27 protein-coding genes are annotated in these 25,785 nt (G+C 72.6%); 10 read left to right on the top strand and 17 right to left on the bottom strand.

Annotated elements, in window-relative coordinates; all coding sequences use genetic code 11:
* Positions 1-46: 46 nt before the first annotated feature.
* Positions 47-967 (bottom strand): SDR family NAD(P)-dependent oxidoreductase, encoded by a 921-nt coding sequence (locus ACLQ25_RS00625; RefSeq protein WP_425728052.1) that lies wholly within the window; start codon positions 965-967, stop codon positions 47-49.
* A 131-nt stretch (positions 968-1,098) separates the two neighbouring features.
* Between ACLQ25_RS00625 and ACLQ25_RS00620 the strand changes: the two genes are divergently transcribed.
* On the top strand, positions 1,099-1,932 hold the full coding sequence (locus ACLQ25_RS00620) for a helix-turn-helix domain-containing protein (protein ID WP_425728051.1): 834 nt from the start codon (positions 1,099-1,101) through the stop codon (positions 1,930-1,932).
* Between the two features lie 16 nt (positions 1,933-1,948).
* On the opposite strand, the gene ACLQ25_RS00615 is transcribed toward ACLQ25_RS00620, so the two are convergent.
* From ACLQ25_RS00615 to ACLQ25_RS00595, 5 genes are all read right to left on the bottom strand, one after another.
* Positions 1,949-2,710 (bottom strand): TetR/AcrR family transcriptional regulator, encoded by a 762-nt coding sequence (locus ACLQ25_RS00615; RefSeq protein ID WP_425728050.1) that lies wholly within the window; start codon positions 2,708-2,710, stop codon positions 1,949-1,951.
* Between the two features lie 94 nt (positions 2,711-2,804).
* On the bottom strand, positions 2,805-3,980 hold the full coding sequence (locus tag ACLQ25_RS00610) for a zinc-dependent alcohol dehydrogenase (RefSeq protein WP_425728049.1): 1,176 nt from the start codon (positions 3,978-3,980) through the stop codon (positions 2,805-2,807).
* Positions 3,977-4,519 carry an SRPBCC family protein gene (locus ACLQ25_RS00605; protein ID WP_425728048.1) on the bottom strand — a complete coding sequence of 181 codons (543 nt, stop codon included), beginning with the start codon at positions 4,517-4,519 and terminating at the stop codon, positions 3,977-3,979. The genes ACLQ25_RS00610 and ACLQ25_RS00605 overlap by 4 nt, the downstream gene beginning before the upstream one ends.
* Positions 4,520-4,614: 95 nt before the next feature.
* The gene (locus ACLQ25_RS00600; protein ID WP_425728047.1) at positions 4,615-6,249 is read right to left on the bottom strand and encodes an MFS transporter; all 1,635 of its coding nucleotides are present in this window, start codon (positions 6,247-6,249) and stop codon (positions 4,615-4,617) included.
* Complete coding sequence (locus ACLQ25_RS00595) at positions 6,243-6,938, bottom strand: SDR family NAD(P)-dependent oxidoreductase (RefSeq protein ID WP_425728046.1); 696 nt, start codon at positions 6,936-6,938, stop codon at positions 6,243-6,245. The genes ACLQ25_RS00600 and ACLQ25_RS00595 overlap by 7 nt, the downstream gene beginning before the upstream one ends.
* 143 nt (positions 6,939-7,081) lie before the next feature.
* On the opposite strand from ACLQ25_RS00595, the gene ACLQ25_RS00590 reads away from it, so the two are divergent.
* The 3 genes from ACLQ25_RS00590 (at position 7,082) to ACLQ25_RS00580 (ending at position 10,189) form a co-directional block, all read left to right on the top strand.
* The gene (locus ACLQ25_RS00590; RefSeq protein WP_425728045.1) at positions 7,082-8,374 is read left to right on the top strand and encodes a sensor domain-containing protein; all 1,293 of its coding nucleotides are present in this window, start codon (positions 7,082-7,084) and stop codon (positions 8,372-8,374) included.
* On the top strand, positions 8,362-9,027 hold the full coding sequence (locus ACLQ25_RS00585; protein ID WP_425728044.1) for a response regulator transcription factor: 666 nt from the start codon (positions 8,362-8,364) through the stop codon (positions 9,025-9,027). The genes ACLQ25_RS00590 and ACLQ25_RS00585 overlap by 13 nt, the downstream gene beginning before the upstream one ends.
* Before the next feature lie 100 nt (positions 9,028-9,127).
* Entirely contained in the window at positions 9,128-10,189 is a 1,062-nt protein-coding gene (locus ACLQ25_RS00580; protein ID WP_425728043.1) for a Gfo/Idh/MocA family oxidoreductase, read from the top strand.
* Between the two features lie 3 nt (positions 10,190-10,192).
* Here the strand turns inward: ACLQ25_RS00580 and ACLQ25_RS00575 are convergent, their stop codons facing one another.
* The 4 genes from ACLQ25_RS00575 to ACLQ25_RS00560 all read right to left on the bottom strand — a co-directional run bounded on the left by ACLQ25_RS00575 (position 10,193) and on the right by ACLQ25_RS00560 (position 12,501).
* Positions 10,193-10,414 (bottom strand): hypothetical protein, encoded by a 222-nt coding sequence (locus ACLQ25_RS00575; protein WP_425728042.1) that lies wholly within the window; start codon positions 10,412-10,414, stop codon positions 10,193-10,195.
* Positions 10,415-10,645: 231 nt separating this feature from the next.
* Complete coding sequence (locus ACLQ25_RS00570; protein ID WP_425728041.1) at positions 10,646-10,804, bottom strand: GntR family transcriptional regulator; 159 nt, start codon at positions 10,802-10,804, stop codon at positions 10,646-10,648.
* A 248-nt stretch (positions 10,805-11,052) separates the two neighbouring features.
* Positions 11,053-11,274, bottom strand: a complete 222-nt coding sequence (locus tag ACLQ25_RS00565; RefSeq protein WP_355050387.1) for a hypothetical protein — start codon at positions 11,272-11,274, stop codon at positions 11,053-11,055.
* 156 nt (positions 11,275-11,430) lie between these two features.
* Positions 11,431-12,501 (bottom strand): hypothetical protein, encoded by a 1,071-nt coding sequence (locus ACLQ25_RS00560; RefSeq protein WP_425728040.1) that lies wholly within the window; start codon positions 12,499-12,501, stop codon positions 11,431-11,433.
* 4 nt (positions 12,502-12,505) lie between these two features.
* Between ACLQ25_RS00560 and ACLQ25_RS00555 the strand changes: the two genes are divergently transcribed.
* Entirely contained in the window at positions 12,506-13,504 is a 999-nt protein-coding gene (locus tag ACLQ25_RS00555; protein WP_425728039.1) for a hypothetical protein, read from the top strand.
* Between the two features lie 11 nt (positions 13,505-13,515).
* On the opposite strand, the gene ACLQ25_RS00550 is transcribed toward ACLQ25_RS00555, so the two are convergent.
* Positions 13,516-16,182 carry an AAA family ATPase gene (locus ACLQ25_RS00550; protein ID WP_425728038.1) on the bottom strand — a complete coding sequence of 889 codons (2,667 nt, stop codon included), beginning with the start codon at positions 16,180-16,182 and terminating at the stop codon, positions 13,516-13,518.
* 86 nt (positions 16,183-16,268) lie between these two features.
* On the bottom strand, positions 16,269-17,357 hold the full coding sequence (locus ACLQ25_RS00545; protein ID WP_425728037.1) for an NYN domain-containing protein: 1,089 nt from the start codon (positions 17,355-17,357) through the stop codon (positions 16,269-16,271).
* Between the two features lie 221 nt (positions 17,358-17,578).
* Between ACLQ25_RS00545 and ACLQ25_RS00540 the strand changes: the two genes are divergently transcribed.
* Complete coding sequence (locus ACLQ25_RS00540; RefSeq protein WP_425728036.1) at positions 17,579-19,618, top strand: glycosyl hydrolase family 28-related protein; 2,040 nt, start codon at positions 17,579-17,581, stop codon at positions 19,616-19,618.
* Between the two features lie 41 nt (positions 19,619-19,659).
* Here ACLQ25_RS00540 and ACLQ25_RS00535 read toward each other — a convergent pair whose 3' ends face one another.
* The 4 genes from ACLQ25_RS00535 to ACLQ25_RS00520 form a co-directional block, all read right to left on the bottom strand.
* Positions 19,660-20,325 carry a CG0192-related protein gene (locus ACLQ25_RS00535; protein WP_425728035.1) on the bottom strand — a complete coding sequence of 222 codons (666 nt, stop codon included), beginning with the start codon at positions 20,323-20,325 and terminating at the stop codon, positions 19,660-19,662.
* Between the two features lie 15 nt (positions 20,326-20,340).
* Positions 20,341-21,429, bottom strand: a complete 1,089-nt coding sequence (locus ACLQ25_RS00530) for a cellulose binding domain-containing protein (protein WP_425728034.1) — start codon at positions 21,427-21,429, stop codon at positions 20,341-20,343.
* A 48-nt stretch (positions 21,430-21,477) separates the two neighbouring features.
* Positions 21,478-22,524 carry an NAD(P)H-dependent flavin oxidoreductase gene (locus ACLQ25_RS00525; protein WP_425728032.1) on the bottom strand — a complete coding sequence of 349 codons (1,047 nt, stop codon included), beginning with the start codon at positions 22,522-22,524 and terminating at the stop codon, positions 21,478-21,480.
* 94 nt (positions 22,525-22,618) lie between these two features.
* Complete coding sequence (locus tag ACLQ25_RS00520; protein ID WP_425728030.1) at positions 22,619-23,731, bottom strand: hypothetical protein; 1,113 nt, start codon at positions 23,729-23,731, stop codon at positions 22,619-22,621.
* Positions 23,732-23,949: 218 nt separating this feature from the next.
* Between ACLQ25_RS00520 and ACLQ25_RS00515 the strand changes: the two genes are divergently transcribed.
* A complete protein-coding gene (locus ACLQ25_RS00515) occupies positions 23,950-24,222 on the top strand; it encodes a hypothetical protein (RefSeq protein WP_425728028.1) in 273 nt (90 codons plus the stop codon).
* A gap of 134 nt (positions 24,223-24,356) precedes the next feature.
* Here the strand turns inward: ACLQ25_RS00515 and ACLQ25_RS00510 are convergent, their stop codons facing one another.
* Positions 24,357-24,554 carry a hypothetical protein gene (locus ACLQ25_RS00510; protein WP_425728026.1) on the bottom strand — a complete coding sequence of 66 codons (198 nt, stop codon included), beginning with the start codon at positions 24,552-24,554 and terminating at the stop codon, positions 24,357-24,359.
* A 203-nt stretch (positions 24,555-24,757) separates the two neighbouring features.
* Here ACLQ25_RS00510 and ACLQ25_RS00505 point away from each other — a divergent pair, with 203 nt between their 5' ends.
* The 3 genes from ACLQ25_RS00505 to ACLQ25_RS00495 all read left to right on the top strand — a co-directional run bounded on the left by ACLQ25_RS00505 (position 24,758) and on the right by ACLQ25_RS00495 (position 25,698).
* Complete coding sequence (locus tag ACLQ25_RS00505; RefSeq protein WP_425728024.1) at positions 24,758-24,979, top strand: hypothetical protein; 222 nt, start codon at positions 24,758-24,760, stop codon at positions 24,977-24,979.
* Positions 24,980-25,075: 96 nt separating this feature from the next.
* A complete protein-coding gene (locus tag ACLQ25_RS00500) occupies positions 25,076-25,285 on the top strand; it encodes a helix-turn-helix transcriptional regulator (RefSeq protein WP_425728022.1) in 210 nt (69 codons plus the stop codon).
* A 209-nt stretch (positions 25,286-25,494) separates the two neighbouring features.
* Entirely contained in the window at positions 25,495-25,698 is a 204-nt protein-coding gene (locus ACLQ25_RS00495) for a hypothetical protein (protein WP_425728020.1), read from the top strand.
* Positions 25,699-25,785 lie beyond the last annotated feature (87 nt).

Genomic DNA, 25,785 nt, shown 5'->3' with positions numbered 1-25,785 from the left:
ACCCAGTCGTACCATCCACAGGGCCCTGCTCGGGCGGGTTCCGGGGTCAGCGGGCGATGAGGTCCGCCGCCACGTTCCAGAGGCGCTCGGCGTTGCCCGGGTCGACGGCGTACGCCGCCACGCCGGTGTAGTCGGCGGGTCGCTCGGTCCGGACCGGGGCCTCGGCGCAGTCCTCGAAGTAGCGACCGCCGACGCCGTCGAGCAGCGGGGACGCGGCGAGCAGCACCGAGGTGGCCGCACCCTGCTGCGGGGTCTTCTGCCGCTCCTTCGGCGTACGCAGCCCGCCGGTGTGCTTCTGCAGCCCGGTCGCGATCGCGCCCGGGTTCAAGGCGTTGGCGTGGATGCCCTCGGCGGCCCAGCGACTGTTGGCCTCGACGGCGAGCAGGGCCTCGGCGCTCTTGGACTGCCCGTACGCCAACAGGGGGTCGTACGGCCGGAACGCGAAGTGCAGGTCGTCGAAGATCACCGGGGAGAAGAGGTTGCCGCTGGAGCTGACCGACACGACCCGGGCGCCACCGGCGGCGGCGAGAGCGTCGTGCAGGCCGACGGTCAACGCGTAGTGCCCCACGAAGTTGGTGGCGAACTGCATCTCCCAGCCCTCGGCCGTGCGCTCCAACTCGGGCAGAGCCATGATCCCGGCATTGTTGATCAGGATGTGCAGCGGCCCGTCCCAGCCGGCGACGAACCGGCGTACCGAATCCTGGTTGGCCACATCCAACTCGCGGACCGTGGCCCGGTCCGCGCCGACGCTGGCCGCGATGTCCCTCGCGGCCTCCTCGCCGGCCGGGACGCGACGCACCGCGAGCACCACCTCGGCGCCGGCGGCGGCCAGCGAGCGGGCGGTCTCGACGCCGATGCCGGCGGCGCCGCCGGTGATGACCGCCCGCCTGCCGGTCAGGTCGACTTCGGCGAGCACCTCGTCGGCGGTCGAGGCGAAACCGAATGGCGTCGTGATTCGCTCGGTCATCTCTGTCCCCTCTCTCGATCACGCTTACCTGACCCACTGTCGCCCGGCCGGTCGGCGATATCCGGGTTACCGGTTTTCCTGGTAGTGGGAGGACCAGGCTGGGCGGCGGCGGCCGCTCCTACGATGGGCTGGTGAGCACGGCCGGCCCGCTGGGCGAGTACCTGCGTGCCCGGCGCGAGCTGGTCGGGCCGGGTGACGTCGGCCTGCCGGCACGTGGTCGCCGGCGGGTGCCCGGTCTGCGACGCGAGGAGCTGGCCCTGCTCGCCGGCATCAGCGCCGACTACTACCTGCGGTTGGAGCAGGGCCGGGACCGCAACCCGTCGGCCCAGGTGCTCGAAGCGCTGGCACGGGCGCTGCTGTTGGACACGGAGGCCACCGCGCACCTGCGCCGCCTCGGTGGACACGCCCCGGCCGGCCGCCCGGCACGACGCCCGGAGCGGGTACCGGTGGGCATCCGGCAGTTGGTGGGTTCATGGGCGGAAACGCCGGCCTTCGTGCACGGCCGACACCTGGATGTGCTCTTCGCGAACCGGATCGCGACCGCGCTGACACCGATCTACCGGGTCGGGGTGAACCTGCTGCGCGAGGTCTTCCTGGGCCCGCGCGTGCCGGCGCTCTACCCGGCCCCGGAGGCGGTCGCCGCCAGCGCGGTGGCGGGCCTGCGCGCGCAGGTGGGGGCGGAGGTGGACGATCCACGGCTCACCGAGCTGGTCGACGAGTTGACGGCCGGCAGCGAGTTGTTCCGGCGGCTGTGGGCGCGCCACGACGTCACCGCTCGCGCGGGCGGCGGGTTGCGCGTGTTCCACCATCCGCAGGTGGGCGAGTTGGAGCTGCGCTACGAGAAGCTGACGATCAGCGGCACGACCCAGTCGCTGGTCGTCTACCACGCCGAGCCGGGCAGCCCGTCCGCCCGCTCCCTCGCCCGGCTCGGCAACGCCGTCCCCCCGCCGGAGGCGGACGGATAGCACCGGACGTCGAGGGCTAGGCCGCCCGCTCGGCGACCACCACCGAGATGCCGTCGAGGACGCGTTGCAGGCCGAACTCGAAGGCGTACTCCGGGCCGTAGGCGGCGCCGTGCTGCTGGCCGGCCGCGGTGCCGACCCGCGACGCGGTCGGGTAGCTGTCGGGGTTCAGGAACGTCTCCAGCCAGGGCGCGTGCGACTGCCACCACTGGCCGTCGGTCATGCCGGTCTCCCGTTCCAGGTCGACCACCTCGGAGGCGGCGCGCGCGGAACTCTTCACGTGCCCGAGCACGAGGGTGAGCACCGCGTCCATCTCGACGTCGGTGAGCCCGATGTCGGCGACCGCGCCGAGTTCGTGGTCGTACTTGGCCATCAGGTGTGGGCCGAGCACCGGGCGGGTGCTCTCGGCCCGCACCATCCACCGGTGCCGCTGGTACAGCGCCAGGTTGTCGCGGGCGATCCGTTCCAGCCGCGCCCGCCAGTCACCCTCGACGACGGGACGTGGCATCTCGCCGTACGCGGTGTCGATCATGACGTCGACCAGTTCGGCCTTGCCCGGCACGTACGTGTAGACCGACATGGTGCCCACACCCAGCGCCTCGGCGACCCGACGCATGGTCACCGCGTCGAGCCCTTCGGCGTCGGCGATGTCGATGGCGGCCCGGACGATCCGGTCGACGGTGAGCCCCTGCCCGGCGCCGCGGCTGGTCGGTTCCCGGGTGCGCCAGAGGATCGCCAGGCTGCGGGCCGGGTCCGCGGTCGGCTTGCGCTCAGTCGCCATGGTGCGGCAATCCTAGCAACGCGGGCGTACGCGGTACGCCGGCCGGCCGACGCCGGCGGGGCCCACGTGCGGTCCCTCGCCGGCGTCGAGCCCGTCACGGCTTGAGCACGACCTTCTCGCAGTCGTCCTGCTTGTTCTTGAACAGGTCGAAGCCGCGTGCCGCGTCGTCCAGCGGCAGCGTGTGGGTGATCACGCGGGTGGGGTCCAGCGCACCGTTCTCGATGTGGCGCAGCAGCGGCGTCATGTACCGCTGGACGTGGCACTGACCGGTGCGCAGGGTCAGCGACCGGTTCATCCAGGCGCCGGAGGGGAACTTGTCGAGGAAACCGCCGTAGACGCCGATGACCGACACGATGCCGCCGCTGCGGCAGGACAGGATGGCCTGGCGCAGCGCGTGTGGCCGCTCGGTCTCCGACCGCACCGCCTGCTTCACCCGGTCGTACGCGTGCAGGTGCGCGCTGCCGTGGCTGGCCTCCATGCCGACGGCGTCGATGCACTTGTCCGGCCCGCGTCCGCCGGTCAGCTCCAACAGCCGGGACCGGACGTCCACCTCCTCGAAGTTGATCGTGGTGTGCCCGGCCTCCTCCGCCATCCGCAGCCGGTACGGCTCCTTGTCGATCGCGATGACCGTGGCCGCGCCGAGCAGGCGGGCGCTGTCCATGGCGAACTGCCCGACCGGGCCCGCGCCCCACACGGCGACGACGTCGGTGGGCTGGATGTCGCACATCTCCGCGCCCATGTAGCCGGTGGGCAGGATGTCGGACAGGAACAGCACCTGCTCGTCGGTCAGGTCGGACTCGATCTTCAGCGGTCCGACGTCGGCGAACGGCACCCGCACGTACTCGGACTGGCCACCGGCGAACCCGCCGGTCAGGTGGGAGTAGCCGAAGATGCCGGCCACCGGGTGACCGAACATCTTCTCCGCGATCCCGGCGTTGGGGTTGCTGTTCTCGCAGCACGACCACAGCTCGGCGGCACACGCCGCGCACGCGCCGCAGGCGATCGGGAACGGCACCACCACCCGGTCGCCGACCCGCAGCCGGCCCGGATCGACGCCGTCGCCGACCTCCACCACCTCGCCCATGAACTCGTGGCCCAGCACGTCACCGTCCTGCATGGTCGGCACGTACCCGTCGACCAGGTGCAGGTCCGAGCCGCAGATCGCGGTCGAGGTGACCTTCACGATGGCGTCCCGCCGGTTGAGGATGCTCGGGTCCGGCACGTCGCGGACCTCGACCTTGTTCCGGCCGGCCCAGGTGTTCGCCCTCATGCCGCCTCCCCCTTGGACAACTCGTCGCTGGACAGCGGCTGCGCCGGCCGCTGCGGGAACTCCCGGCGGGCGCGCTTACCCCACGGCGCACCGTCGGAGCGCACCACCTCGCCGGTCTCCAGCACCTGCTTGAGGCGGCGCAGGTCGTCGTCGAGCTGCTGGTGCGGCTCCTCGCCGAAATACTTCGCAACGGCCTGGCCGAGCTTGCCGCCGGGGATGTCGTAGACCAGCAGCACGTGCACCTCGGTGCTGACGCCGTCGGGCGCGGGCACGAACCAGACCTTGCCGGTGTTCGGCACGTCGGCGTCGCCGGTGGAGCGCCAGCCGATGCGTTCGCCGGGCACCTCCTCGGTGATCTCCGCGTCCCACTCGACGCTGCGGTCGAACGGCGCGCTCGCCGTCCAGTGGCTCGTCCGCTCCCCAGTGATCCGTACCTCTTGCAGGTGGGCCATGAACGTCGGCAGGTTCTCGAGGCGACGCCAGAAGGCGTACACGTCGGCAGCCGGTTGACGGATGGTCGTCGTGGCCAGCAGATCCATGATTCCCTCCCCTCTCTCGAGCCTCACCTACCCCGACAGTCACGTCCTGCACGTACGAAGGGCAGAATTCGGTCACGAGTTGGGCGTACGGGAGTTCAGACCCCTTCGCGGGCGTCGGACAGGCGCGGTCCGGCGGCGGCCGGCACGAGGTGGCGTACCTGCGGGATGCCGTCGGTCAGCTCCCGGGCCCGCTCCTCGGCCTCGCGGTCCGCGCCGGTCAACCGACCGCCGTGCTGGCGCAGGTGCTCGTCCCACGACGGCACCAGGTACACCTCGACGAACCGGCCGGTCGTCTCGGCCGGCCGGAACAGCCCCCAGCGCATCGCGCCGGTGCGCTGCCGGGCCCCGCGCACCGCGTCCATGGCCGCGAGGAACGCCTCCATGCGCTCCGGCCGGACGGTGTACTCCACAGTCACCAGCACCGGTCCCACGCCCGGGTCCGGCTCGTGCGCCAGGTGCAGTTGCGGCCAGTAGGCCGCCGGTTCGCGGTCCACCGAGCGCAGGTCCGGCAGCGGCCAGATCCGGCTCGTCACGGTGCCGACGAACATCAACCCCGCCGCCGCGAGGAAGGCGAAGACCAGCCCGCCCATGTCGGCCACCAGACCCCACGCCAGCGCGCCGACGGCCTGCCCGCCGGCGAAACACACCTGGTAGACGGCCAGCCCTCGGGCCCGTACCCAGCTCGGCAGGAAGAGCTGCATCTCGGCGTTGACGTTGGCCAGCACCGTCACCCAGGCCATCCCGGCCGGCAGCAGGGCGAGGAGCACCAGCGGCACCACCCGCACCGTCCCGAGGACCGCCAGCACGATGGTGAACAGCACGCCGGAGATGAGCAGGAGCTGGTTGGCGGACAGCCGGGTACGGATCACGGCCAGCAGCACACCGCCCGCGATGGCGCCCACCCCGAGGGCCGCCAGCAGCAGTCCGTACCCGCCGGAGCCCAGCCCGAGCCGCCGGGCCGCCACCAGGGGCAGCAGCGCCCACAGCGCGCTGGCCGGGATCACGAAGACCAACGCGCGGCGCAGCAGCCGGCGCACGATCGGCGAATGGCGTACGTACCTGCTGCCGGCCCGCAGCGCGGCGGCGAACCGCTCGGGCACCTCGACGGCGCGCGCGGTGCCCGGCCGCCAGCGCCAGAGCGCGGCCGCGAAGATGGCGAACGCCACCGCGTTGATTCCGAAGACCGGGGCGACGCCGGTCCGGGCGATCAGGACACCCGCGACCGCCGGCCCCACCGCCCGCGCAACGTTCACGCTGATCGAGCCGAGGGCGGACGCGGACCGCAGTTGCTCCTGCGGCACCAGCTCCGGGATCACCGCAGACCAGGCCGGCAGGGTGAGCGCCTGCCCGACCCCGAACGCGAAGGTGAGGGTGAGCAGCAGGGCCGGCGGCATCCGATCGGTCACGGTGAGCAGGGTCAACGCCACCGCCACCGCGACCAGGAAGAGCTGCACGGCGATCAACAGGTGCCGACGGTCGAAGCTGTCGGCCAGCACCCCGGCGGGCAGCGCCAGCAGCAGGATCGGCAGCAGGCTGGCGGTCTGCACCAGCGCGACAAGCGTGGAGGCGTTGGAGTGGTGGATCAGCAGCCACTGCGCGCCGACGGTCTGCATCCACGTGCCGATGTTGGCGGCGAGCAGGGCCAGCCACAGGTTGCGGTAGACGGCGCCGCGCAGGGGCGCCCACGCGGAGACCGGACGGTCCCCCGGTCCGGCAGCCGCCGTCACCACCGCCCGTCCGCGCGCAGCACGCGCTCACCGGAGACGTAGAGGTCGTCGGGTTGCAACAGCAGCAGCCGGACGACCTCGGTGGCGACCTGCTCGGGCAGGGCGTACACCTCGTCGAGGAACTCGGCGCCGACGCGTTCCTGCAAGCGGGTCGGCATCGGCCCGGGGTGCAACTGCATCACCTTGATCCGGTTGCTGTGCTGGGCCTCGCCCAGTGAATCGACCAGGCTGCTGCCGTAGCTCTTGGTCGCCCGATAGACGGGGATGCCGGGCCGGGGCGCGGCGAGCGCCATCGCGCCGATATACACCACGTTTCCGTAGCCCTGCCGCTGGAGATGCTCCAGCGCCTCCCGCAGCAGGTACGTCGTCCCCAGCACGTTGATGTCCACGGCCCGCCGGATGTGCTCCACCGGCAGGTCCCCGAGGTCACCGCCCGCCCACATCGACGCGCACGCCGCGACCCCGTCGACGGTGCCGTAGCGCCCCACCACCTCGGCGAACGCGTCTCGGACCTGCTCGTAGGAGGAGATGTCGCAGACCGCGCCGTCGCACCCCAGCTCGTCGGTCGTCGCCGCGACCTCGGCCGGCTCGTTGCCGAACACCACGACGCGGTGCTCGTCGAGCAGCAGCCGGGCCACCGCGAGGCCCAGCCCGCTGGTCCCGCCGACCACCACGAAGGTTCTCACACCCATGTCACTCCAGCCGCCGCAGGTCACGCCCCGCGCGTCCTTCCCGTTTCCGGACTCCGCACACCACGCCGGTAGTGCTGGGCCTACCTCGAAGAGGGGATCTGGACGGCTGGGGCGGCGCCTGGCCGCCGATTAGCGTCAGCGGCATGACCTCGGAACACCCCCGTCACCTCGCCGCCGCCCTGCGAAGGCGCGACTGGCTGATCTCCGCCTGGCCCTGGCGCGCGCTGGCCTACCTGGTCACCACCGTGCCGATCGCCGGTGTGCTCACCGTCGGGCTGCTCGTCATCGGCGCGCCCCTGCTGGCCGCCGCCAACGCGCTGCGACAGCACGGCAGGGCGCCGTCGATACCGCTGATGCTGTTCCTGGCGGTCGGCAGCCTCACCCTGGTGGCCCTCGCGCCGCTCGCTAGCCTTCCGGTCGCCGCCGTCGAACGGTGGCGACTCGGCCTCGTGGACGGCCGCCCGCTGCCGCCCGCGTCGCCGTGGTCTTCTCTGGTCGACCGCTACCGCAGCGCGGCCAGCTGGCGGGAGGTGGCGTACCTGTTCTGGCTGGGCGGTGTCGTGCCCGTCGCGTACTGGACGTTCCTGGTGCTGGTGCTGCTGGACCTCGGGATGGTCAGCAGCCCCTGGCTGGCCGGTGCCGCCGATCCGGTGGTGATCTGGCGGCCGATCGAGAACACCGGCGAAGCCATCCCGTACGCGATCGTGGGTGTGCTGCTCGTCCCGGTGCTCTGCTACGCGGCGGGGCTGCTCGCCGCCGCACAGGCCACGGTCGCGCGGTGGGCGTTGACCAGCCCCGTCGACGCCGCCGCGCTGCGCGAGGTCGCCCGCTCCCGGACCCGGCTGGTCGGCGCGTACGAGGCGGAACGGCGGCGCATCGAACGGGACCTGCACGACGGCGCACAGCCGCGGCTGACCAGCCTCACCCTCCAACTGGGCCTGGCCCGGCTGGACGTACCCGAGGACTCCCCCGCCGCCCGGCCCCTCGCCGTGGCGCACGACCAGGCGCGGGGGCTGATGGTGATGTTGCGGCAGTTGGTGCACGGCATCCGGCCGCAGAGCCTCACCGACCTCGGCCTCGCCGACGCCGTCCGCGAGGTGGCCGACGCGTCTCCCGTCGCGGTCACGGTGCACGCCGACGTCGATGGTGAGTTGCCGGAGATCGTCGAGACCACCGCGTACTTCGTGGTGTCCGAGGCGCTGGGCAACGTGGCCCGGCACGCCGCGGCGACCCGCGCCGACGTACGCCTGACCCGGGCCGGCGGCGACCTCGTCGTCGAGGTGTCCGACGACGGGCGCGGCGGCGCCGACCCCGCCCGGGGCACCGGCCTGACCGGCCTCGCCGACCGGGTCGCCGCCGCCGACGGCCGGTTGCTGCTGGCCAGCCCTCCCGGCGGGCCCACCCTGGTCCGGGTGGAGCTGCCATGTCGCCGGTGACCCGGGTGGTGCTCGCCGAGGACGAGGTGCTGCTGCGCGAGGGCCTGGTCGCGCTGTTGACCCGCTTCGACTTCATGGTGTGCGCGGCCGTCGGCTCCGCGCCCGAACTGCTGGAGGCAGCCCACGCGCACCAGCCCGACCTGGTGCTGACCGACATCCGCATGCCGCCGGGCCGACGTGACGACGGGCTGCGCGCCGCCGTCGCGCTCCGCGCCGAACGGCCCGACCTGCCGGTGGTGGTGCTCAGCCAGTTCGTGCAGACCGGATACGCGGCGGCGCTGCTGGACAGCGGCGACGGCCAGCGGGTGGGCTACCTGCTCAAGGACCGGGTGGCCGAGGTGACCGAGTTCGTCGACACGCTGCGCCGCGTCACCGACGGCGGGACCGCCATCGACCCGGACGTGGTGCGGCAACTGCTGCACCGGCCCCGCGACCCGCTCGCCGCACTCTCCGCCCGCGAACGGGAGGTGCTGGCGGTGCTGGCCGAGGGCCGTTCCAACGCCTCCATCGCCGCCCGGCTGCACGTCACCGAGGCCGCCATCGGCAAGCACGTCGGCAACATCCTGCTGAAGCTCGACCTGGCGCCCAGCGACGACACCAACCGGCGGGTGCTCGCCGTGCTCACCTATCTGCGCGCCGACCCGGTGGGCTGACCAGCGCCGGGCCCGGCCCGGGTCCGGGTCGGGCCCGGCGTAGATTCGACCACCGGCACCGCCGCCGAACCGGGCGCGGGCCAGGAGAAAGGGGTACGGCATGGCGGAGGCGCTGCGGGTCGGTCTGCTGGGGTACGGGCTGGCGGGTCGGGTCTTCCACGCTCCGCTGATCGCCGCGACACCCGGGCTGCGGCTGGACGCCATCGTGACGCGCGATCCGCAGCGGCGCGAGCAGGCCCAGAAGCACTTCCCCGACGCCCGCCTGGTGGACGACGCCGACGAGTTGTGGCGTACACCTGAGGATCTGGACCTGGTGGTGGTCGCGACGCCGAACCGGCAGCACGTGCCGATGGCGCGGGCGGCCCTCGCCGCCGGCCTGCCGGTCGTCGTCGACAAGCCCCTGGCCCCCACCGCCGCCGACGCCCGGGCGCTGGTCGAGGAGGCCGACCGTCTCCGCGTGCCGCTGACGGTGTTCCAGAACCGCCGCTGGGACGGCGACTTCCTGACCGCCCGCGCGCTCGTGGAGAGCGGTGAGCTGGGGCGGGTGCTGCGGTTCGAGTCCCGGTTCGAACGGTTCCGCCCCACGATCAAGCCGGGTTGGCGGGAGCTCGCCGGGGTGGAGGAGGCCGGTGGTGCCCTGTTCGACCTGGGCGCGCACCTCGTCGACCAGGCCGTGCAGCTCTTCGGCGCGGTCGAGCGGGTCTACGCCGAGGTCGACCGCCGCCGCGCGGGCGCCGAAGTCGACGACGACGCGTTCGTGGCGTTGACCCACCGCAACGGTGTGCGCTCGCACCTGTGGATGGGGGCGATCACCGCTCAGCTCGGCCCCCGCCTGCGGGTGCTCGGCGACCGGGCCGGCTACACGACCTACGGGCTGGACGTGCAGGAGGCCGCGCTGCACGACGGCGGCCGACCGGACCAGCCGGGCTGGGGCGAGGTCCCACCGGAGCGGTACGGCCTGCTCGGCGTCGACGGTGACCTGCGCCCGACACCGACCATGCCCGGGGCGTACCAGAGCTTCTACGCCGAGGTGGCGGCGGCGCTGCGCGACGGCACGCCGATGCCGGTGGACCCGCGCGACTCGGCGGCCACGGTCGAGCTGATCGAGCTGGCGCACCGATCGGCGGCCGAGGGCGTCGTGCTTCCGGTCCCGACCGCCTGAGGCTTACTCCGTCTCCTGCTCGGAGGGGGCCTCCTCCTGCTCGGAGAGGGCAATTTCCTGCTCGGAGAGAGCTTCGTCCTGCTCGGAGAGGGCGTCGTCCGGCACGCGGGCGTCGTCGTCGGTCAGCGCGTCGTCCGACGAGGTGGTGAGGGCGGCGAGCCGGCGCTCGGCTTCCCGGACCTCCTCATCGAGCCGAGGGTTGTCCTCGTCGGGACCCTGCGACATGAGCGACCTCCATCGCGCGCGGACCGCCCCCGTGTACCCGGCCTGCCCCAGGGAATGCGCCCACCGGACCTGGCCGCTGGGGTTGATCCACTCCACATCACCGATGTTGCGCTATCCGGGCGGCGTAATGCCCCCACATCGGCGATGTCGAGTTGATCCTGCGCCTCTGGCTTGATCATTTGATGCTCACCAGTTTCAGCAAGCCTCCCCGAACTGGTAAGCATCAAGTGATCAAAGACTACTGACGTCGTAGAGGGCGGAGAGTTCGTTGTACGTGAGCAACCGCTCACCCGGCGCGTACTCCCCACTTGCGATTCGTGCGGCGAGATCCTCGGCCACCTCGCGGTATCCGCTGGTCGGTATGGGCCGGTGAAGGTTCCTTCGTGCCACCGAACTGTTCACCGCCAAACGCGTGCTCGACGCGCACTGGACGGATGCGCTCGACTCACCATGGCGGGCAGGTGGATGCCTGGAGTGCAGGGGCCGGGACGACTGCCCTCAGCTTGAGTGGGCGTCGGCGTTCGCCGCGGTCATGTTGCAGAAGCGGTGACCCCGGGAGAACGGGGTGAGGGGGTGAGGTCGAGCACCGGGGGGGCCGGGGGGCGCGGGGGGCGTTGCCGGCCCGACCCGGTGCCGGATCAGCGCTGCTTCAGCTCGCGCCAGGATGGGTGCGTACCGCGCCAGGCGTCGGCGAGGATGGTCGCCGAGGCCCGGCTGGGGCACTGCTGCACCCGCTCACGGCCCGACGCCCCACCGATCTGGGCGCGGACCTCCCAACCTTGCCCGTCAGTACGGATGTACACGTCCCGGCGCCCGCGCGGGGTCGTGTCACCGTTCCACCAGTGTTCCTCCACCTTCATTCGCCGACCGTATAGCAATTTTCGCGCCGGGGGTACGGCGCAGGTGGGCATATATGGGGTCGATAGCCGCAATTCGGGCGCAGATCGACCTGTGTGTCGGCGGGGAGGAACCGCAACGGCGGCTCCTCCCCGCCTGAGCGATGACTCAGGAGCGACTCAGATGCCGTTCAGCACGCTGGCCAGGGTGTTGGCCAGCTTGTCCTGACCCGATGGGCTGGGATGTGGCGACCCTCCCTCGGCAGTGATCTGGATGTCACCCGGCGTGAACGGCGGCGGAAGCGCCACCCGTACGGCCGGGTCGAACGGGACCCCCAACTGGATGGCCCAATTGAGGTCGCTGATCACGCCCCGCACGGTGCCCACCCAGAGCGGGTCGATCAGCGGCGACAGCATCGACACCGGTTGCGGCGGTACGTAGGTCAGCAGGGCCGCCGGCAGGTACGCCTTGAGCTGCATCCAGCCGTACTGCCCGATGTCGATGTTGGCCGGCGTGATGTCGTAGTAGAGCATCCACACCACCTTGTCGGCGCCCGCCGCCAACAGGGAGTTGACGATGAAGGTGGCATCGGCGCTGACACCGGCGTACTGGCTCGGGCCGTCGTAGCGGGGCACCCGGACGTTGATGTAGTAGTCCTCACCGACCGGCAGGTCGAGCCAGAAGTTGCAGCCGCCGCCGTTGGTGATGATGCCGGCCTTGCCACCCTGGGCCGCCCACTCGAAGCGGAACACGCCGTACGAGTTCAGGGTCTCCGCCGCGAACTCGTAGCCCCGGCACTTCGCCAGCCGGGTCAGCACCGTCGTCCAGTTGGTGTTGTTCACGCCGCCGGTCGTCACGTGGTACGCGTCGTGCTTGTCGCTCTTCGCCTTGGCGATGCGGGCCGTGGCCAGACCGAGCGGACTGGCCACCCGGGCCCACGCGTTGCCGCACGAGTCGGGGCCGGCCCGTCCGGAGATGATGTCGCCGGTGCCGTACCCGGTCCGCGCGTAGTTGTCGTAGTCGACGATGCTGCCGTTCATGTCGAAGTAGCGCCGGGCGTAGCTGTAGACGCCGTTGTTGCCGGGCATGCCCCGATCGTCGAACGACGTGTTCGGGCAGCCGGGACCCATGAACCCGAAGCCGAACTGGTGGTGCGACGAGCTGATCGAGTCGCCGGTGACGGTGAGGACGGTGTCGTCCTCGACGGTCTGCACCTCGCGGCAGCGGATGCGGTCCTTGTTGGCGTCCACGAGGGTGGGGTTGCCGTTGACCTGCGGGCAGCCGGTCGGCGGCGGTGGTGGCGGCGACCCGGGCCCGCCGGTGGGCCAGGGCGGCCCGTCGGTGGGGTCGGTCGGGTTGCTGGGTGACGACGACCCACTGGGTGAGGCGCTGCCCGACGGTGAGGAGCTGCCCGACGGCGACGCGCTACCGGACGGAGAGGAACTACCCGACGGCGACGCGCTACCTGATGGCGAAGAGCTTTCCGACGGGGACGCACTACCCGACGGAGAAGAGCTCTCCGACGGCGACGCGCTACCCGACGGCGAAGAGCTCTCCGACGGCGACGCGCTACCCGACGGCGAGGAACTCTCCGACGGCGACGCGCTACCGGGCGGAGAGGAACTACCCGAGGGCGCCGTGCTCCCCGAGGGCGACGCGCTGCCCGAGGGGCAGGGCGAGTCGCTGGGCGACGAGGTGGGTGAACCACTGGGCGAGGCAGTCGTGGTGGGTGCGGTCGCGGTCGCGCCGGGGGCGCGCTGCACGACCGGCTCAGCCGTCACCGGAGACTGGGTCTGCCGGGTCGGCGACGCCGAGGCCGAGGCCGAGGCCGAGGCCGAGGCCGAATCGGTGGGGGTCGGGCAGTCGTCGGCTGCCGCCCGGTTCTGGGTACGGATCTGCGCGAGCCGCGCCTCGACCTCCGCCGGGAGCTTCCCGCCCGGCTTGACGCACGGGTCGAGCAGCCAGGTCGTGCCCTCCAACTCGCGGGTGCAGGGCGCTGCGTCGTACGACTCGGCCGCGGGGGCGGCGCTCGCCGGGGTGGGTGAGGCGCCCCCGGCGGTCGGGGCGACCACCGCGGTGAGCGTGGCCACCGCCAGCGCCATCCCGGCGGCGAAGAGAACGTTCTGGAACGACCTCGTGGGTCGTGGTCCTGGTGGTCCGCTTCGATCCAACTGGCTCATTGCCGTCCTCCAGGGACTGAGTGCACCGGTAGGTTGTTACCGCACGGTAGGGACGCGCGCGGTAACCCGGTAGATCAGTCGGCCTTACCTACTGTCGAGCGGGGATCGCTCGCGGTGACCCTCTCCCGTACGCCCGACCGTCTCGTGACCGAGCACGACGGCCAGCTCCCGGCGGTTGCGGACGCCCAGTTTCGTGAAGACCCGGGCCAGGTTGTTGTTGACGGTGTTGACCGACAGTCCGAGCCGGTCGGCGATGCTGCGGCTGGACAGGGCGACCGCGAGCAGCGCGACGTCCCGCTCGCGGCGGGTCAGCGTCGCCTGCTCGACGCCCGGGGCGGTCGCGGCGAGCAGCGGCGTGCGTACGCCCCGGCAGGCCTCGGCCAGCGTCGCGGCCCGCTGCGCCACCGCCAGTCGAGGTCGGCCCCGTCGGGCGTACGCCCGGGCGGCGACACCGACCGCCTCGGCGGCGAGCAGCGTGTGCCCACGGGCGACGAGGTCGTCGGCGGCTGCCTCCAGGGCCGGCCCGTCGTCGTGGAGCAGACCGTCGACCGCGTCGGCGAGGGTCGCCGCCAGGCCGCCGAGCTGGTCGGCGAGGGTACGCAGCCGGTGCCGGACCGGCTCCGGTGCGCCGAGGCGCGCGCACTCGTAGAGCGCCACCGCCTCGATGGTGGGCTGCTCGCTGCTGCGGGCCAGGTCGGCCGCGTGCCGGGCGGTACGGATCGCCGCGGTGAGGTCGCCCTCGGCGACCTGCACCCAGGCGCGGTTCAGCTCCACCCAGGCGTGGAAGATCCGGTTGGCGGTCCGCTCCCGGGCGTCCGCCGCGGCCAGCCAGCGCCGCGCGCCGGACAGGTCGCCGGCCAGGGCCCGCACGCCCGCCAGCTCGGCCCAGTACGTCCGTACCAGGTGGTACTGGTCGTTCTCCTCGACCAGGGCGATGGCCTCGCGCAGGTCTGCCTCGGCGGCGTCGAGCTGCCCCTGCGCCTTGCCGATGATTCCCCGGAACCCGGCCCACACGGCGACCATCCCCCGCGCGTCGCTGGCGACCGCCGCGCGGTAGCCCTCGTCGGCCAGCTCGACGGCCTCGGCCAGCTCACCGGCGGCGTACCGGGCGTAGCAGAGCCCCAGCCCGACCTGGGCCTCGTTCCAGGGCAGGTGTTCGGGCGCGGCGGCGAGCACGGCCCGGCCCCGCCGCGCCAGCTCCGCCGCGAGCCCGAGCCGGCCGAGCATGCCCGCCGCCGAGGCCGCGCCCATGGTCGCCCAGCTTGCCGCGCGTACGCCGGTGTCGGGGCGGGCGAGTACTGCCTGACCGACCGCCAACGCCGCCTCGCACCGGCCGTCGTAGAACAGCACCCACGACCGGGTGGCCTCGGCCAGGTCGTGGCCGGGCGAGCCCTCTGGCACCATCCGCAGCGTCTCGTGCGCCTCGTCGATGCGGTCCAGGCCCCAGTACAGCAACCCGGCCCGGGTGATCGCCCAGATGGCGAGGCGCTTGCTGCCCGGGGGCGGGGCCGGCGGGAGCATGTCGAACGCCTCCTGGCTGCGCGCCTGGTACTGCAACACCCGGGCCAGCAGCCACTGCGCCTCCCAACCCGGCCCGGCGTCGTACGCCGTGCGGGCCAGCCGCTCGGCCAGGTCGATGTCGAACCGGTCGATCGCCTGGCGGGCGGCGGCCAGCGCGATACCCGGGTGCCGGACGCTGCCGGAGCGCAGTTGCCAGACACCGGCGACCAGCGCGTCGTCGCGGCGGCGCAGCGGCATGCTCGCCAACACGTCGGCGAGCTGCCCGAACACGGTCCGGGAACGGCTGGCGGGCATGCTGGCGCGCAGCGCCTCGCCGTAGAGCGGATGGGCCATCCGTAGGGCCGTACGCGCGCCCGAGCGCTCCGCGACCACCATGCCGCTGCGCTCGGCGGCCTCGATGGCGGTCGGGTCGACGAACCGTTCCAGCAGGGCCAGGGAGAGTGGTTCGCCGCAGGCGACCACCTCCAGCACCTGCCGGGCCGCCGGTTCGAGGGCGCGCAGCCGGGCGCTGACCAGCTCGGCGAGCCGGGGGCTGCCGGAGGCGGTGCCGCGCCAGCGCCAGACGCCCCGCACCTCGTGCAGGCCGCCGGTCTCCATCGCGTCGGCGAGCAGCTCCCGCAGCAGCAGCGGGTTGCCGTCGGCGAGCTGCCGCAGCCGGCGGCGGCTGAGCGCGTCGAGCGGACCCGGCGCGGCCTCGTCGAGCAGATGGTCCACGGCGGTGGACGGCAGCGGACGCACCTCCAGTCGCCGACCGGAACCGGTCCACAGTGAGGTGAGGGCGTCGGAGAGTGGTTCGCCCGCGCGGACCGTCGCCACCGCCACCGCCAGACCGTGCACGGCGAGTTGGTGCAGCAGCCCGGCGGACGGTTCGTCGAGCAGGTGCGCGTCGTCGATCCCGATCATGACCGTGCGTCCGGCGCTGCGCCGGGCGAAGTCGCGCTCCACGGTGACGACCAGCCCCATCGGGTCGGCGTGCGGCCGGGTCGGTGCGGGGATGAGGTGCGAGACCGCGCCGAACGGGATCGAGCGGGCCGCGCCGGTCGCCGACACCCAGTGGCACTCGACTCCGCTGTCACCGGCGCGTGCCAACGCCTCCCGCAGCAACCGCGTCTTGCCCACGCCGGCGTCGCCCACCAGCACGAGACCGGGCACCCGCGCCGCCACGACGTCCTCGATGGTCTTCAGCTCGCCCTCGCGGCCGACGAGTGTCCATTCCCCACGTCCCGGCATGCCGACCCTCACCTCGCCCTCGGGGCAGCCCTGCCGTCCACCCTATGGGCAGTCCCGACACTTCCGCTCGACAGCGGTCGATGCGGTCAGGACGAGGTGAGCAGGTAGTCGTCCGCCTCCGGGCTCCATCGCAGGTCGACCGCGCCGCTGGTGGCGGCGGCCTTGCAGAACTGCAGGAAGCTGCGGTAGCCGAGCTTCTTCTCGCTGAAGTCGGGCCGCACCCGGCGGAGCTGGTTCTTCAGGCCGGAGAGCGCCACCGGGTTGCCGGCGCTGCCCAGGTCGCCCACCACGCCCCGGAGCAGGCCGAACGCCACCTCCCGGTCGCCGTGCTCGGGCAGGGACACCTCGGGGTCACCCTTGGCGGGCCCCTCGGCCAGGTCGACCACGTTGTGCTCGGCGAGGTGGCGCAGCAGCTCGCCGAAGGTACGGAAGCCGTAGTCGGACTCGCTGAAGGTCGGGTCCTTGCGCAGCAGGGTGCGCTTGAGCCGGGAGGCGGTCACCTCGCCGCTCGCGCTGCCCTGCAGACCGGCCACCGTCTGGGCGACCTGCACGGCGAGCGTGTCGACGTCCCGGCCGGGCTCCTCCCCCACCGGCTGCTCCTCCACCTCCGGCTCCCGCTGCTGCTCCGGCTCGGTCGGCCGCTGGTCGGGGCCGGTCTGCCGGGTCGGCCGGGCGTGCCGGGCGCGGACGGGTGGGATGTCCACGCCCTCCAGCCGGTCGTAGTACAGGAACTCGTCGCAGGCCGGTGGCAGCAGGGCCGACGTGGACCCCTCCACCCCGACGCCGATGACCCGCTTGTTGAGCTCACGGAGCTTGTGGACGAGCGGCGTGAAGTCGCTGTCGCCGCTGCAGATGACGAAGGTGGAGATGTAGTCGCGTTCGAACGCCAACTCGATCGCGTCGACGGCCATCTTGATGTCGGCGGCGTTCTTGCGGGACGCCCCCATCCGCTGCGGGATCTCGATCAACTCCACGTGGGACCGGGTGAGCATCCGCCGGTCCTCGTCGAAGTACGACCAGTCGGCGTACGCCCGGCGCACCACGACCCGCCCGCGCTCGGCCAACGCGTCGGCGATCGGCCGAAAGTCGAAGGCCCCGCCGCCACGATGGTCGCGGGCCCCCAACGCCAGGTTCTCGTAGTCGAGAAAGAGGGCAATCCGATCTTCGTGCTCCACGCGGCTCACCCTACGCCGGCCGTACCGGTTCGGGGCGCACGCGACGCGCCGCAGCTCAACTCGCCATCCGTCCATTTCTTGCGGTCCAATAGTCGTCTCTTTTCAATCTTCGATGGTCGTCTTGCAGTGAGATGTTCGGTGCTGCATCATGGCGATCAATGTCGGGCGTCCAGGGGAACGCCGGGCGGACCTCCACCACCACCCACCCAGGAGGGTCACCCATGTCTCGCAGCATCCTGCCGGCGCGCGGACGCCCGGGCCGCCGCCCGGCCGCCACCGCCGTCGCGCTCGCGACCGGCCTCGCCGTGCTGGTCGCCGGACCCACCGTGGCCGCCGCCGGCCCGGCCAGGTCACCCGGCACGCAGCCGGTCGTCACCCGGGCGGCACTCGATCCGGCGCTCGTCGCCGGGCGCGGGGCCGACGTCGACTTCGTCGAACAGGAGGCCGAGAACGCCCGCACCAACGGCGAGATCATCGGCCCCGACCGGTCCGCCTACACTCTGCCCTCGGAGGCGTCCGGCCGCCGGGCCGTCCGACTCGCCCCGGGTGAGTACGTCGAGTTCGTCCTGCCCAGCGCCGCCAACGGGATCACCGTGCGGTACAGCATCCCGGACGCGCCGTCCGGCGGCGGAATCACCGCCCCGCTGACGGTGGCCGTCAACGGCAAGCACGCGCGCACCATGACGCTGACCTCGCAATACTCGTGGCTCTACAACCAGTACCCGTTCACCAACGACCCGCAGGCCGGCCTGCTGCACCCGGACTGGTGGATCACCGAGTGCCAGTGCGTGCCGTCGGCCACCACGCCGTACCCGAGCATCGACAAGCCGTTCCGGCCCACCCACTTCTACGACGAGCAGCGACTGCTGCTCGGGCGCACCTACCGGTCCGGCGACAAGGTCCGGCTCACCGCGCCGACCGGCACCGCCGCCGCCTGGACGGTCATCGACCTGCTCGACTCCGAACTGGTCGCGCCGCCGCGCGTACGGCTGCTCGCGGCGAACGTCCTCGCGTTCGGCGCCGACCCGACCGGCCGACGGGATTCCGCCGACGCGATCGACAAGGCCATCGCCTTCGCCCGCCGCACCCACCTGAAGGTGTACATCCCGACGGGCACCTACCAGGTCAACCGGCACATCATCGTCGACGACGTGACGATCGAGGGCGCCGGCAACTGGCACACCGTCATCAAGGGCCGTGAGGTCGCCCTGTCGACCCCCGCGCCGGACGGCTCGGTGCACACCGGCGTCGGCTTCTACGGCCGAGATGCCGCCGACGGCGGCAGCCGCAACGTGCACCTGTCCGGCTTCGCCATCGAGGGCGACGTCCGCGAGCGCATCGACACCGACCAGGTCAACGCGATCGGCGGCGCGATGAGCGACTCCACCATCGACGGGCTGCACCTGCGGCACACGAAGGCGGGCCTGTGGTTCGACGGGCCGATGCGCAACGTCCGGGTCACCAACACCATCGTCGTCGACCAGATCGCCGACGCGCTCAACTTCCACACCGGCGTGACCGACTCCCTGGTGGCGCACACCTTCGTCCGCAACACCGGCGACGACGGCCTGGCGATGTGGTCCGAGAAGACCGCCAACGCGCGGAACACGTTCGACCACAACACCGTGCAGTCGCCGACGCTCGCCAACGGCATCGCCATCTACGGCGGCACCGACACGACCGTCTCGCACAACCTCGTCGCCGACCCGGTCCGCGAGGGCAGCGGCCTGCACGCCGGCGCCCGCTTCGGCGCGGAGCCGTTCGCCGGGTACCTGCGGTTCACCGGCAACACCACGGCCCGTGCCGGCACGTACGAGCTGAACTGGAACATCGGGCTCGGCGCGATCTGGATGTTCGCGCTGGACCGCAGCATCGACGCGGCCGTCGAGGTCACCGGTGACGCGTACCTGGACAGCACCTACAACGCGATCATGCTGGTCAGCGACTGGCCGGTGAAGGACCTCTACTCGATCACCAACGTGCGCTTCCGCGACGTCCGGGTCGACGGCACGGGCACCTCGGTGGTCAGCGCCCGTACGGCCGGCTCGGCCTCGTTCGCCAACGTGGACGCCCGCAACGTGGGCGCGGTCGGCGTCAACAACTGCGGGTCGTTCCACTTCACCCCGGCCGGCTCGGAGTTCACCCTCACCGACCTGGGTGGCAACGACGGCGGTTGGCTCGCGCCGTGGCTGCTGCCCAACACGATCACCTGCGACGACCGGCCGCCGGTCGCACCGCCGCCGCCTCCGGCACAGTGGTGAACGCGGTGGGCGGCCCGGTCGACCGGGCCGCCCACCGCCGTCTAACGCGTGCGGACGTACGCCAGCGGCACGGTCGTCGGCTGCCCGTCCCAGGAACCGCGCAGGGTGACGCCCCGAACCTCGCCCACCCCGGCGACCGGCCGGCGAACGACGACCAGCTCGACCGCGTCGGTGACGATGACGGTGTCGTCCTCGTCGACGACCTGCCGGACCGCGCCGACCGCCGGCACGTCCCCGCCGCCGCCCCCGCCGCCGTCGACGTCGACGTCGACGTCGACGTCGACGTCGATCGTCATCGCCGGCGGTCGCACCTCGCGCCGACCGTCGATGACGAAGTACTGCTCCGCCTGACCGGCGCCGCTCAGGACGGCGTGGGTCAGCGCCGCCGCGTACACCGGGTCGGCGCAGGCGTCGTACACCCAGCGGCGGCCGAGCGCCGAATGCTCGGTGGTACCGACCAGCCACTCGTCGGCGTCGTCGAGCGGCGCGGCGCGGTAGGTCAGCGGCACCTGGTGGACGGGCCCGTCGGCGGCGGCGACCAGCATCGTCTCCATGCCGACCTCACCGTCCGGATCGTCGAAGCGGTACGCCCCTCGACTCACCACCTCGACGCCGGCCGGTCCCCGGTACCAGGGTCGGCCGGGCAGCCAGGTCGTCAGCAGTTCGAGCTTCGTGGGGCGCAGTGTCGCCCGGTGCAGCAGTGCCATGCGTCAGGAGCCTAGTCAGAACCCCGCGCAGGGGTTGCCGCCCACCGTGCACCCCTCCGGCTCACGGGCCTTGGGTCGGCTGTCGCGGACGTCGAAGCGGATCGTCCGCGATCCGCCGGCCGGCAGGGCCGCGCCGGTGAAGGTGAGCGCCTGCCCGTCCCGGGACGAGTCCGCCCCGTCGACGTCGTCCACGCTGCTGCCCTCGGCCAGGGTCACCACCACGACCCACTGCTCGACGGGGGCGGGCCCCGGATTGTCCACCACCACCTCCCCGGTGTAGCCGAACAGCCGACTGGAGGCGGTGTCGTACCGCGCGACCAGCGGGGGCGGGGGCGGCGGCCCGGTGGGAGTGGGGGTGGGCGACGGCTTCGCCGACGGGGTACGCGTCGGACGGGCGCTGGTCGGCGTCGCGGTGCGCGACGGGCGTGCGGAGGCCGTGGCCCTGGGTTGTGTGGTCGGCGCCGCCGCCACGACGCTCGGCTGCGGTGGCGTCGGTGTCGGCGACGAGGTGGGCGCGGTCACCGGGTTCGACTCGTCCGGCAGCGTCAGCCACGTTATCGCCCCCGCCGCCAGCAGCACCCCGACGAGCCCGACGACGACCGTCCGCCGACGACGCCGAGCCGGGCCGGTCGCCGCGATCACCGGCAGTTCGGTGGTCAGCCCGGCCTCGCCTCGGCGCAGGTCGACCTGCTGGAACGCGAGCCAGTCCAGAATGGCCGGTAGACGCACGGTGAGCGCCTGACGCAGTTGCTGTTCGCGGGCGTCGCGCTGCTCGTCCGACCAGGCGCCGTGGGTCGGCACCTCCCGCACGGCCAGCCGACTGCCCTCTCTGGTGGCGGTGACGGTGCAGGTCAGCTCGGTGAGCCGGCCCGCCTCGTCGCAGCGCAACGCCAGCAGTTCCGGCACCTGCCGCTCGGTCACCTCGACCTCGACGTCGGCGTCGAAGCCGGGCAGGTCGGCCGTGTGCAGCACCAGCCGGTCCGGTACTCCCTCCACCATGTCCGCCTCGGCGAACCAGCGGCCGAGCAGTTCCCGGTCCGTCAGTGCGAGCCAGACCCGGTCGGACGGGTGGGACAGGTCGACGTGCGCGCCGATCTCGATCACGGCGAGACTCTAACGGGTGGCCAGCAGACTCCGGGGCCGGAGGCCGGCTCAGCCCCAGCGGCCCGCCCGCTCGACGGCCTCCGTCAGCGCCACCCGGGCGGCGGTGCTCAGCTCGGCGACCAGCTCGGCCGCCGGCACGTCCCGGGCGAGAGGGTGCGCCTGCCCGGCCCACAGGTTCGCCACTGAGGCGTCGCCGTCACGCCGGGCGGCGGCGAGCAGCGGACGGGTCAGGTGCAGCACCTGCGGGTAGCCGACCGGCGCCTGCCCGTCGTGCGTCCGCAGGAAGTCGTTGACCACGCCACGGGCCCGCTTGCCGGTGTACGCCCGGGTCAGCGCGGTCGGGGCGACGCTGGCCACCGCCGCGCGGTGCAACGGCGAGCTGCCCGCCTCCGGACAGCGCAGGAACGCCGTACCGACCTGCGCCGCGACCGCCCCGGCGGCCAGCGCCGCCGCCAGCGCGGGGCCGTCGGCGATCCCGCCCGCCGCCACCAGCGGACGGCCACATCCGACGGCCAGCCGCAGCAGCGGCAGCAGCGCGTAGTCGTCGTCATCCGGCTGACCGCCGCGGTGCCCGCCGGCCTCCGTGCCCTGCACGATGACGGCGTCAACGCCCAGGTCGGCGGCGGCGGTGGCGGCGTCCGGTCGGGTGACCGTCGCCCACACCTCGGTGCCGCGCTCCCGCAACGCCGTCACGGCGGCGCGGTCGGGCAGTCCGAACGCGAAGGACACCACCGGCACCGGGTCCGCGAGGAGCGCGGCCAGCTTCTCGGGGTACGCGTCGTCCCCGCCCACCGGATCGCCGAGCGTCACCCCGAACTGCTCGGCCTGCGGCGCGAGCCGCCGCGCGTACGCCGAGACGGCGGCCTCGTCGACCCGCCCGTCACCGGGGAGGAAGACGTTGACCCCGAACGGCCGGTCGGTACGGGCGCGCACCGCGGCGATGTCGGCGACCAGCCGGCCGGTGTCGATCATGCCGGCGGCCAGGAACCCGAGTCCCCCGGCAGCGGAGACCGCCGACACGAGATCCGGCGTGGACGGGCCGCCGGCCATCGGGGCGGCGACGATCGGGTGGCGTAGCGCGGACAGCACGGACATCCACCCATCCTCCCGCACCGCGCCGATCCGCCGGCTCACGGTGCGGCACCCGCCCGCCCGACGTCACCACCGGTCGGCGACGGTCAGCCGCCCGTCAGCGTCGGTCGGTGTGCCGCCGCCACAGCAGTCCGGCCACGGCGAGCAGCGCCAGCAGCGTCCCGGCGCCGGCCGCCAGCGACCACACCTGACCGCCGCCGATACCGGCCGCCTGCGCCGCCGGGCTGGCCGCGGCGGGCGACGGCGGGGCCGCCGTGGTGGACTCCGCGGGATGAGCGGCGGGGGCCACCGTCGCGGGGTACCGCAGGATCGTCGGTCGGCTGCCGGCCGGCTGGTCGGCGGACTCGGAGACGGTGAGCAGCGACCGGCCGTCACGGCTGTAGGTGATCGACTCGCCCTGCGGCTCGTCCGGCAGTGGCGTGCTCCGTGGGGTGCCTGAGGTCAGCGCGCCGACGAGGTCGCCGCCGGTCACGTCGTACTCGAACGCGTCGGCGTAGCTGCGCAGCACCACCCGGCGGCCGTCCGGCGCGCTCGCCGCGCCGGTCACGACGCTCCGGCCGAGAAACGAGTACGGATTGCTGGTCGTGGTGGACGGCAGGACCACCTTGCCCACGGAGGCCAACGGCGTGGTGGCGCCCGGCTTCAGCGCGGTGGTCGGGGCGTACAGGACGACGGTGCCGCTGCCACCCTTGGTGATGATCAGCGGCCGGCCGGGCGCGTCGATCAGCAGCGCCTCCGCGTCGTGCGGATTGTCCGGGTACGTCATCCGGTACAGCACCGGCCGGTCCGCGTCCGGCGCGAGCCGCCACAGCGCGATCGTCTCGCGGTTGCGGTCGTTGTCGCCGATGTCGGCCACCCAGAGGGTGCCGTCCCGGCCGACGGCCAGGTCCTCGGTGTCCCGGGGCTGGGTGGGATAGCTGACCGCCCGCGCCACCGCGCAGCGCTTGTCGAGGAAGAAGATCCGTCGGCGGGCCTCGTCGTCGGCACCGTCGTTGATCACGACGTACCCGTCGTCGGTGTTGACCATCCCGGAGATCTCGTTGAGCCGCTCGTCGCGGATCTCGCACACCGGGTCGCCCGCCGTCGCGGCACCGGCCGCCGCCGGAGCCGCCGGTACGGCCACGGCCAGCGACGCCGTGCCCGCGACGAGAGTCGCCACCGCCGTCGTGCGGACGCGCCGCCCCCGGGTCACCCAGCCGCGTACCGGCATCGTCCGCCTCCTCGTCGCGACCGGCGGCCCGGCCGTCCCGCCCATCCTGGCCGATCGGGGCCGGCGACAGGGACCAACCGCGCGGACCCGACGCATCCGCGTCCGGACGTTGCGCGGACCGCACCGCACGGCGGGTGGTGACGCCACGCGTGAGGACGACGGCGGCGGGTAGGCAACGGCCCGGTGTCATGTCGACATCCGCCGGGCAGGAGGCTTCGATGAGTACGTACCGGGACGAACAGGGCGAACCGATCCCTCCCCCCGAGGCGGACGCCGCCGAGCAGCGGCAGGACGCGTTCGACGTGGGACCGCCGGACCGGGTCTCCGGCGACGTGGACCCGGAGGCGTCCGAGGCCGACCTGGCCGAGCAGGGCTCGCTGCCGGCGGGCACCCTGGAGGAGGTGACGTCCCTGCCGGCCGACGCCAACCCGGCGGACGCCCTGGAGCAACGTCAGGCGATCCCCACCCGCGACGAGGGCCGCCGCACCTGACCGCGCCGGTGACGCCTCGCCTGGAGAACTCCGCCCGCGACCGGCCGCACCCGACCCTGCCGGTCGCGTCGCTTTCGTCGTTGGGGACTGCCTGCTGGCGGCGCCCCGACCCTACGGGCGAGGGGGTACGTCGCTTAGAACCAGTGGAAGTGACCGGAGTCGCGGGGTCGGCGGGCGGCCAAGGCCTGCTTGACCCAGCCCAAGAACCGGCGGTAGTGCTCCACCGGATCGGGTGCGGTCCAGTACAGGTCGGTCAGGTCCCGGCTCGCCTCAGTCAGGCAGTCGACCATGTCCACCCCGAGCAGCTTCGGCTCGTCCGAGTAGTCGGCCACGAGTTCGACTTTCGCCTGCTCGCACGGCCAGGGATGCACGCAGGACGCGCAGAACCAGAACGGCCGGACAGGGGCGTGCCGTTGGCCACTCACTGCTGACCCCCGTGGTAGCGGACCGGCGACCACCGGCCAGGTCGGCGCAGGGTCGACGACTGGCTGTGAATGATCGAGTTGACCGTCCCGAAGATGACACCGGGTGCCCGTTGGACCCTTTCGAGGTCATCGGTCATTCGCGCAACGGCGGCAAGCCGGCCCCGGACATCAAACAGCTCTCGCCGGGCATCCAGGAGAGACGCCTCAAGCTGGCGCACGCGATCGTTCAGCCGCTCTACCTTTTGTTCCTGTTCCACTCCAGCCTCCGGGGGTGGGTTCGGATGGGGCACCTGCCGCCGCTGGGCTCCACATCAAGTGCCGACGGGGCGTAATCGATCCCACCCCAGGCGTCACCCACCTGTCAACCCTGGCGCGCATACTTAAGCGCGCTCACATTGACCTGCTACCAGCGGTCTACCTTCGTTCGCATGGCAGATGGACCGGGCGAACTCGTCGCGGCGGGCGAGGTCCTGGCGATGCTCGGGGTGGGCCGCTCACGGTTCCGCCAGATCCAGCAGTCGCCACACTTCCCGGCTCCGTACGCCCGGCTGTCGGTCGGTTCGATCTGGCTCAAGGCTGATGTAGAGAAGTACATCGCCGAGCACCGACGCCCCCGCCCAATAGACGAGGACGAGTAGGCCCGTCCGCCCGTCCCCGGGCGAAACCGCATTGCGCGAAGGGACCTGTCGCACCCTCCTACCGACTTGTCGGAACCTTGTTGGTGATTGCCGCACGCGCTTGACACCGACCTCTGGCGACTGCCATCTTGCGAAGCAAGGCGAAGCCTTCCCGTGGGGGACGCGGGATCCACAAGGGATCACTGTGTCTACACGGAGGTACACCCTCGATGGGCAACAACGTCGCCACCCGCGTGCTGCTGTTGGTCGTCGCCGTACTGGCGGCGAGCCTGATCGGCATGGCAGCGGGTTGGATCAACTGGGCGACCAAGCAGAGCACGGGCGAGGCCATTATCGCCGCGGGTGCCGCGTTCGGTGGCGCGTTGGCTCTGGTGATCCTCTCGTACAACTTCGTCATGCGCCGCGAGGAGTGAGGCCGCGCCGCACACCCCCGCTCTCCGCAGGTAGGGCCTCGTCTCGGCATCCGACCACGGCGTTTCGCTGCGTCGACAACTCCCCAC

This window comes from Micromonospora sp. DT44 (assembly GCF_049841635.1).
In the GTDB taxonomy this organism is placed as follows: Bacteria; Actinomycetota; Actinomycetes; order Mycobacteriales; family Micromonosporaceae; genus Micromonospora.
Note: the sequence above shows the minus strand (reverse complement) of the source record. Positions and strands in the feature narration are given on the sequence as shown.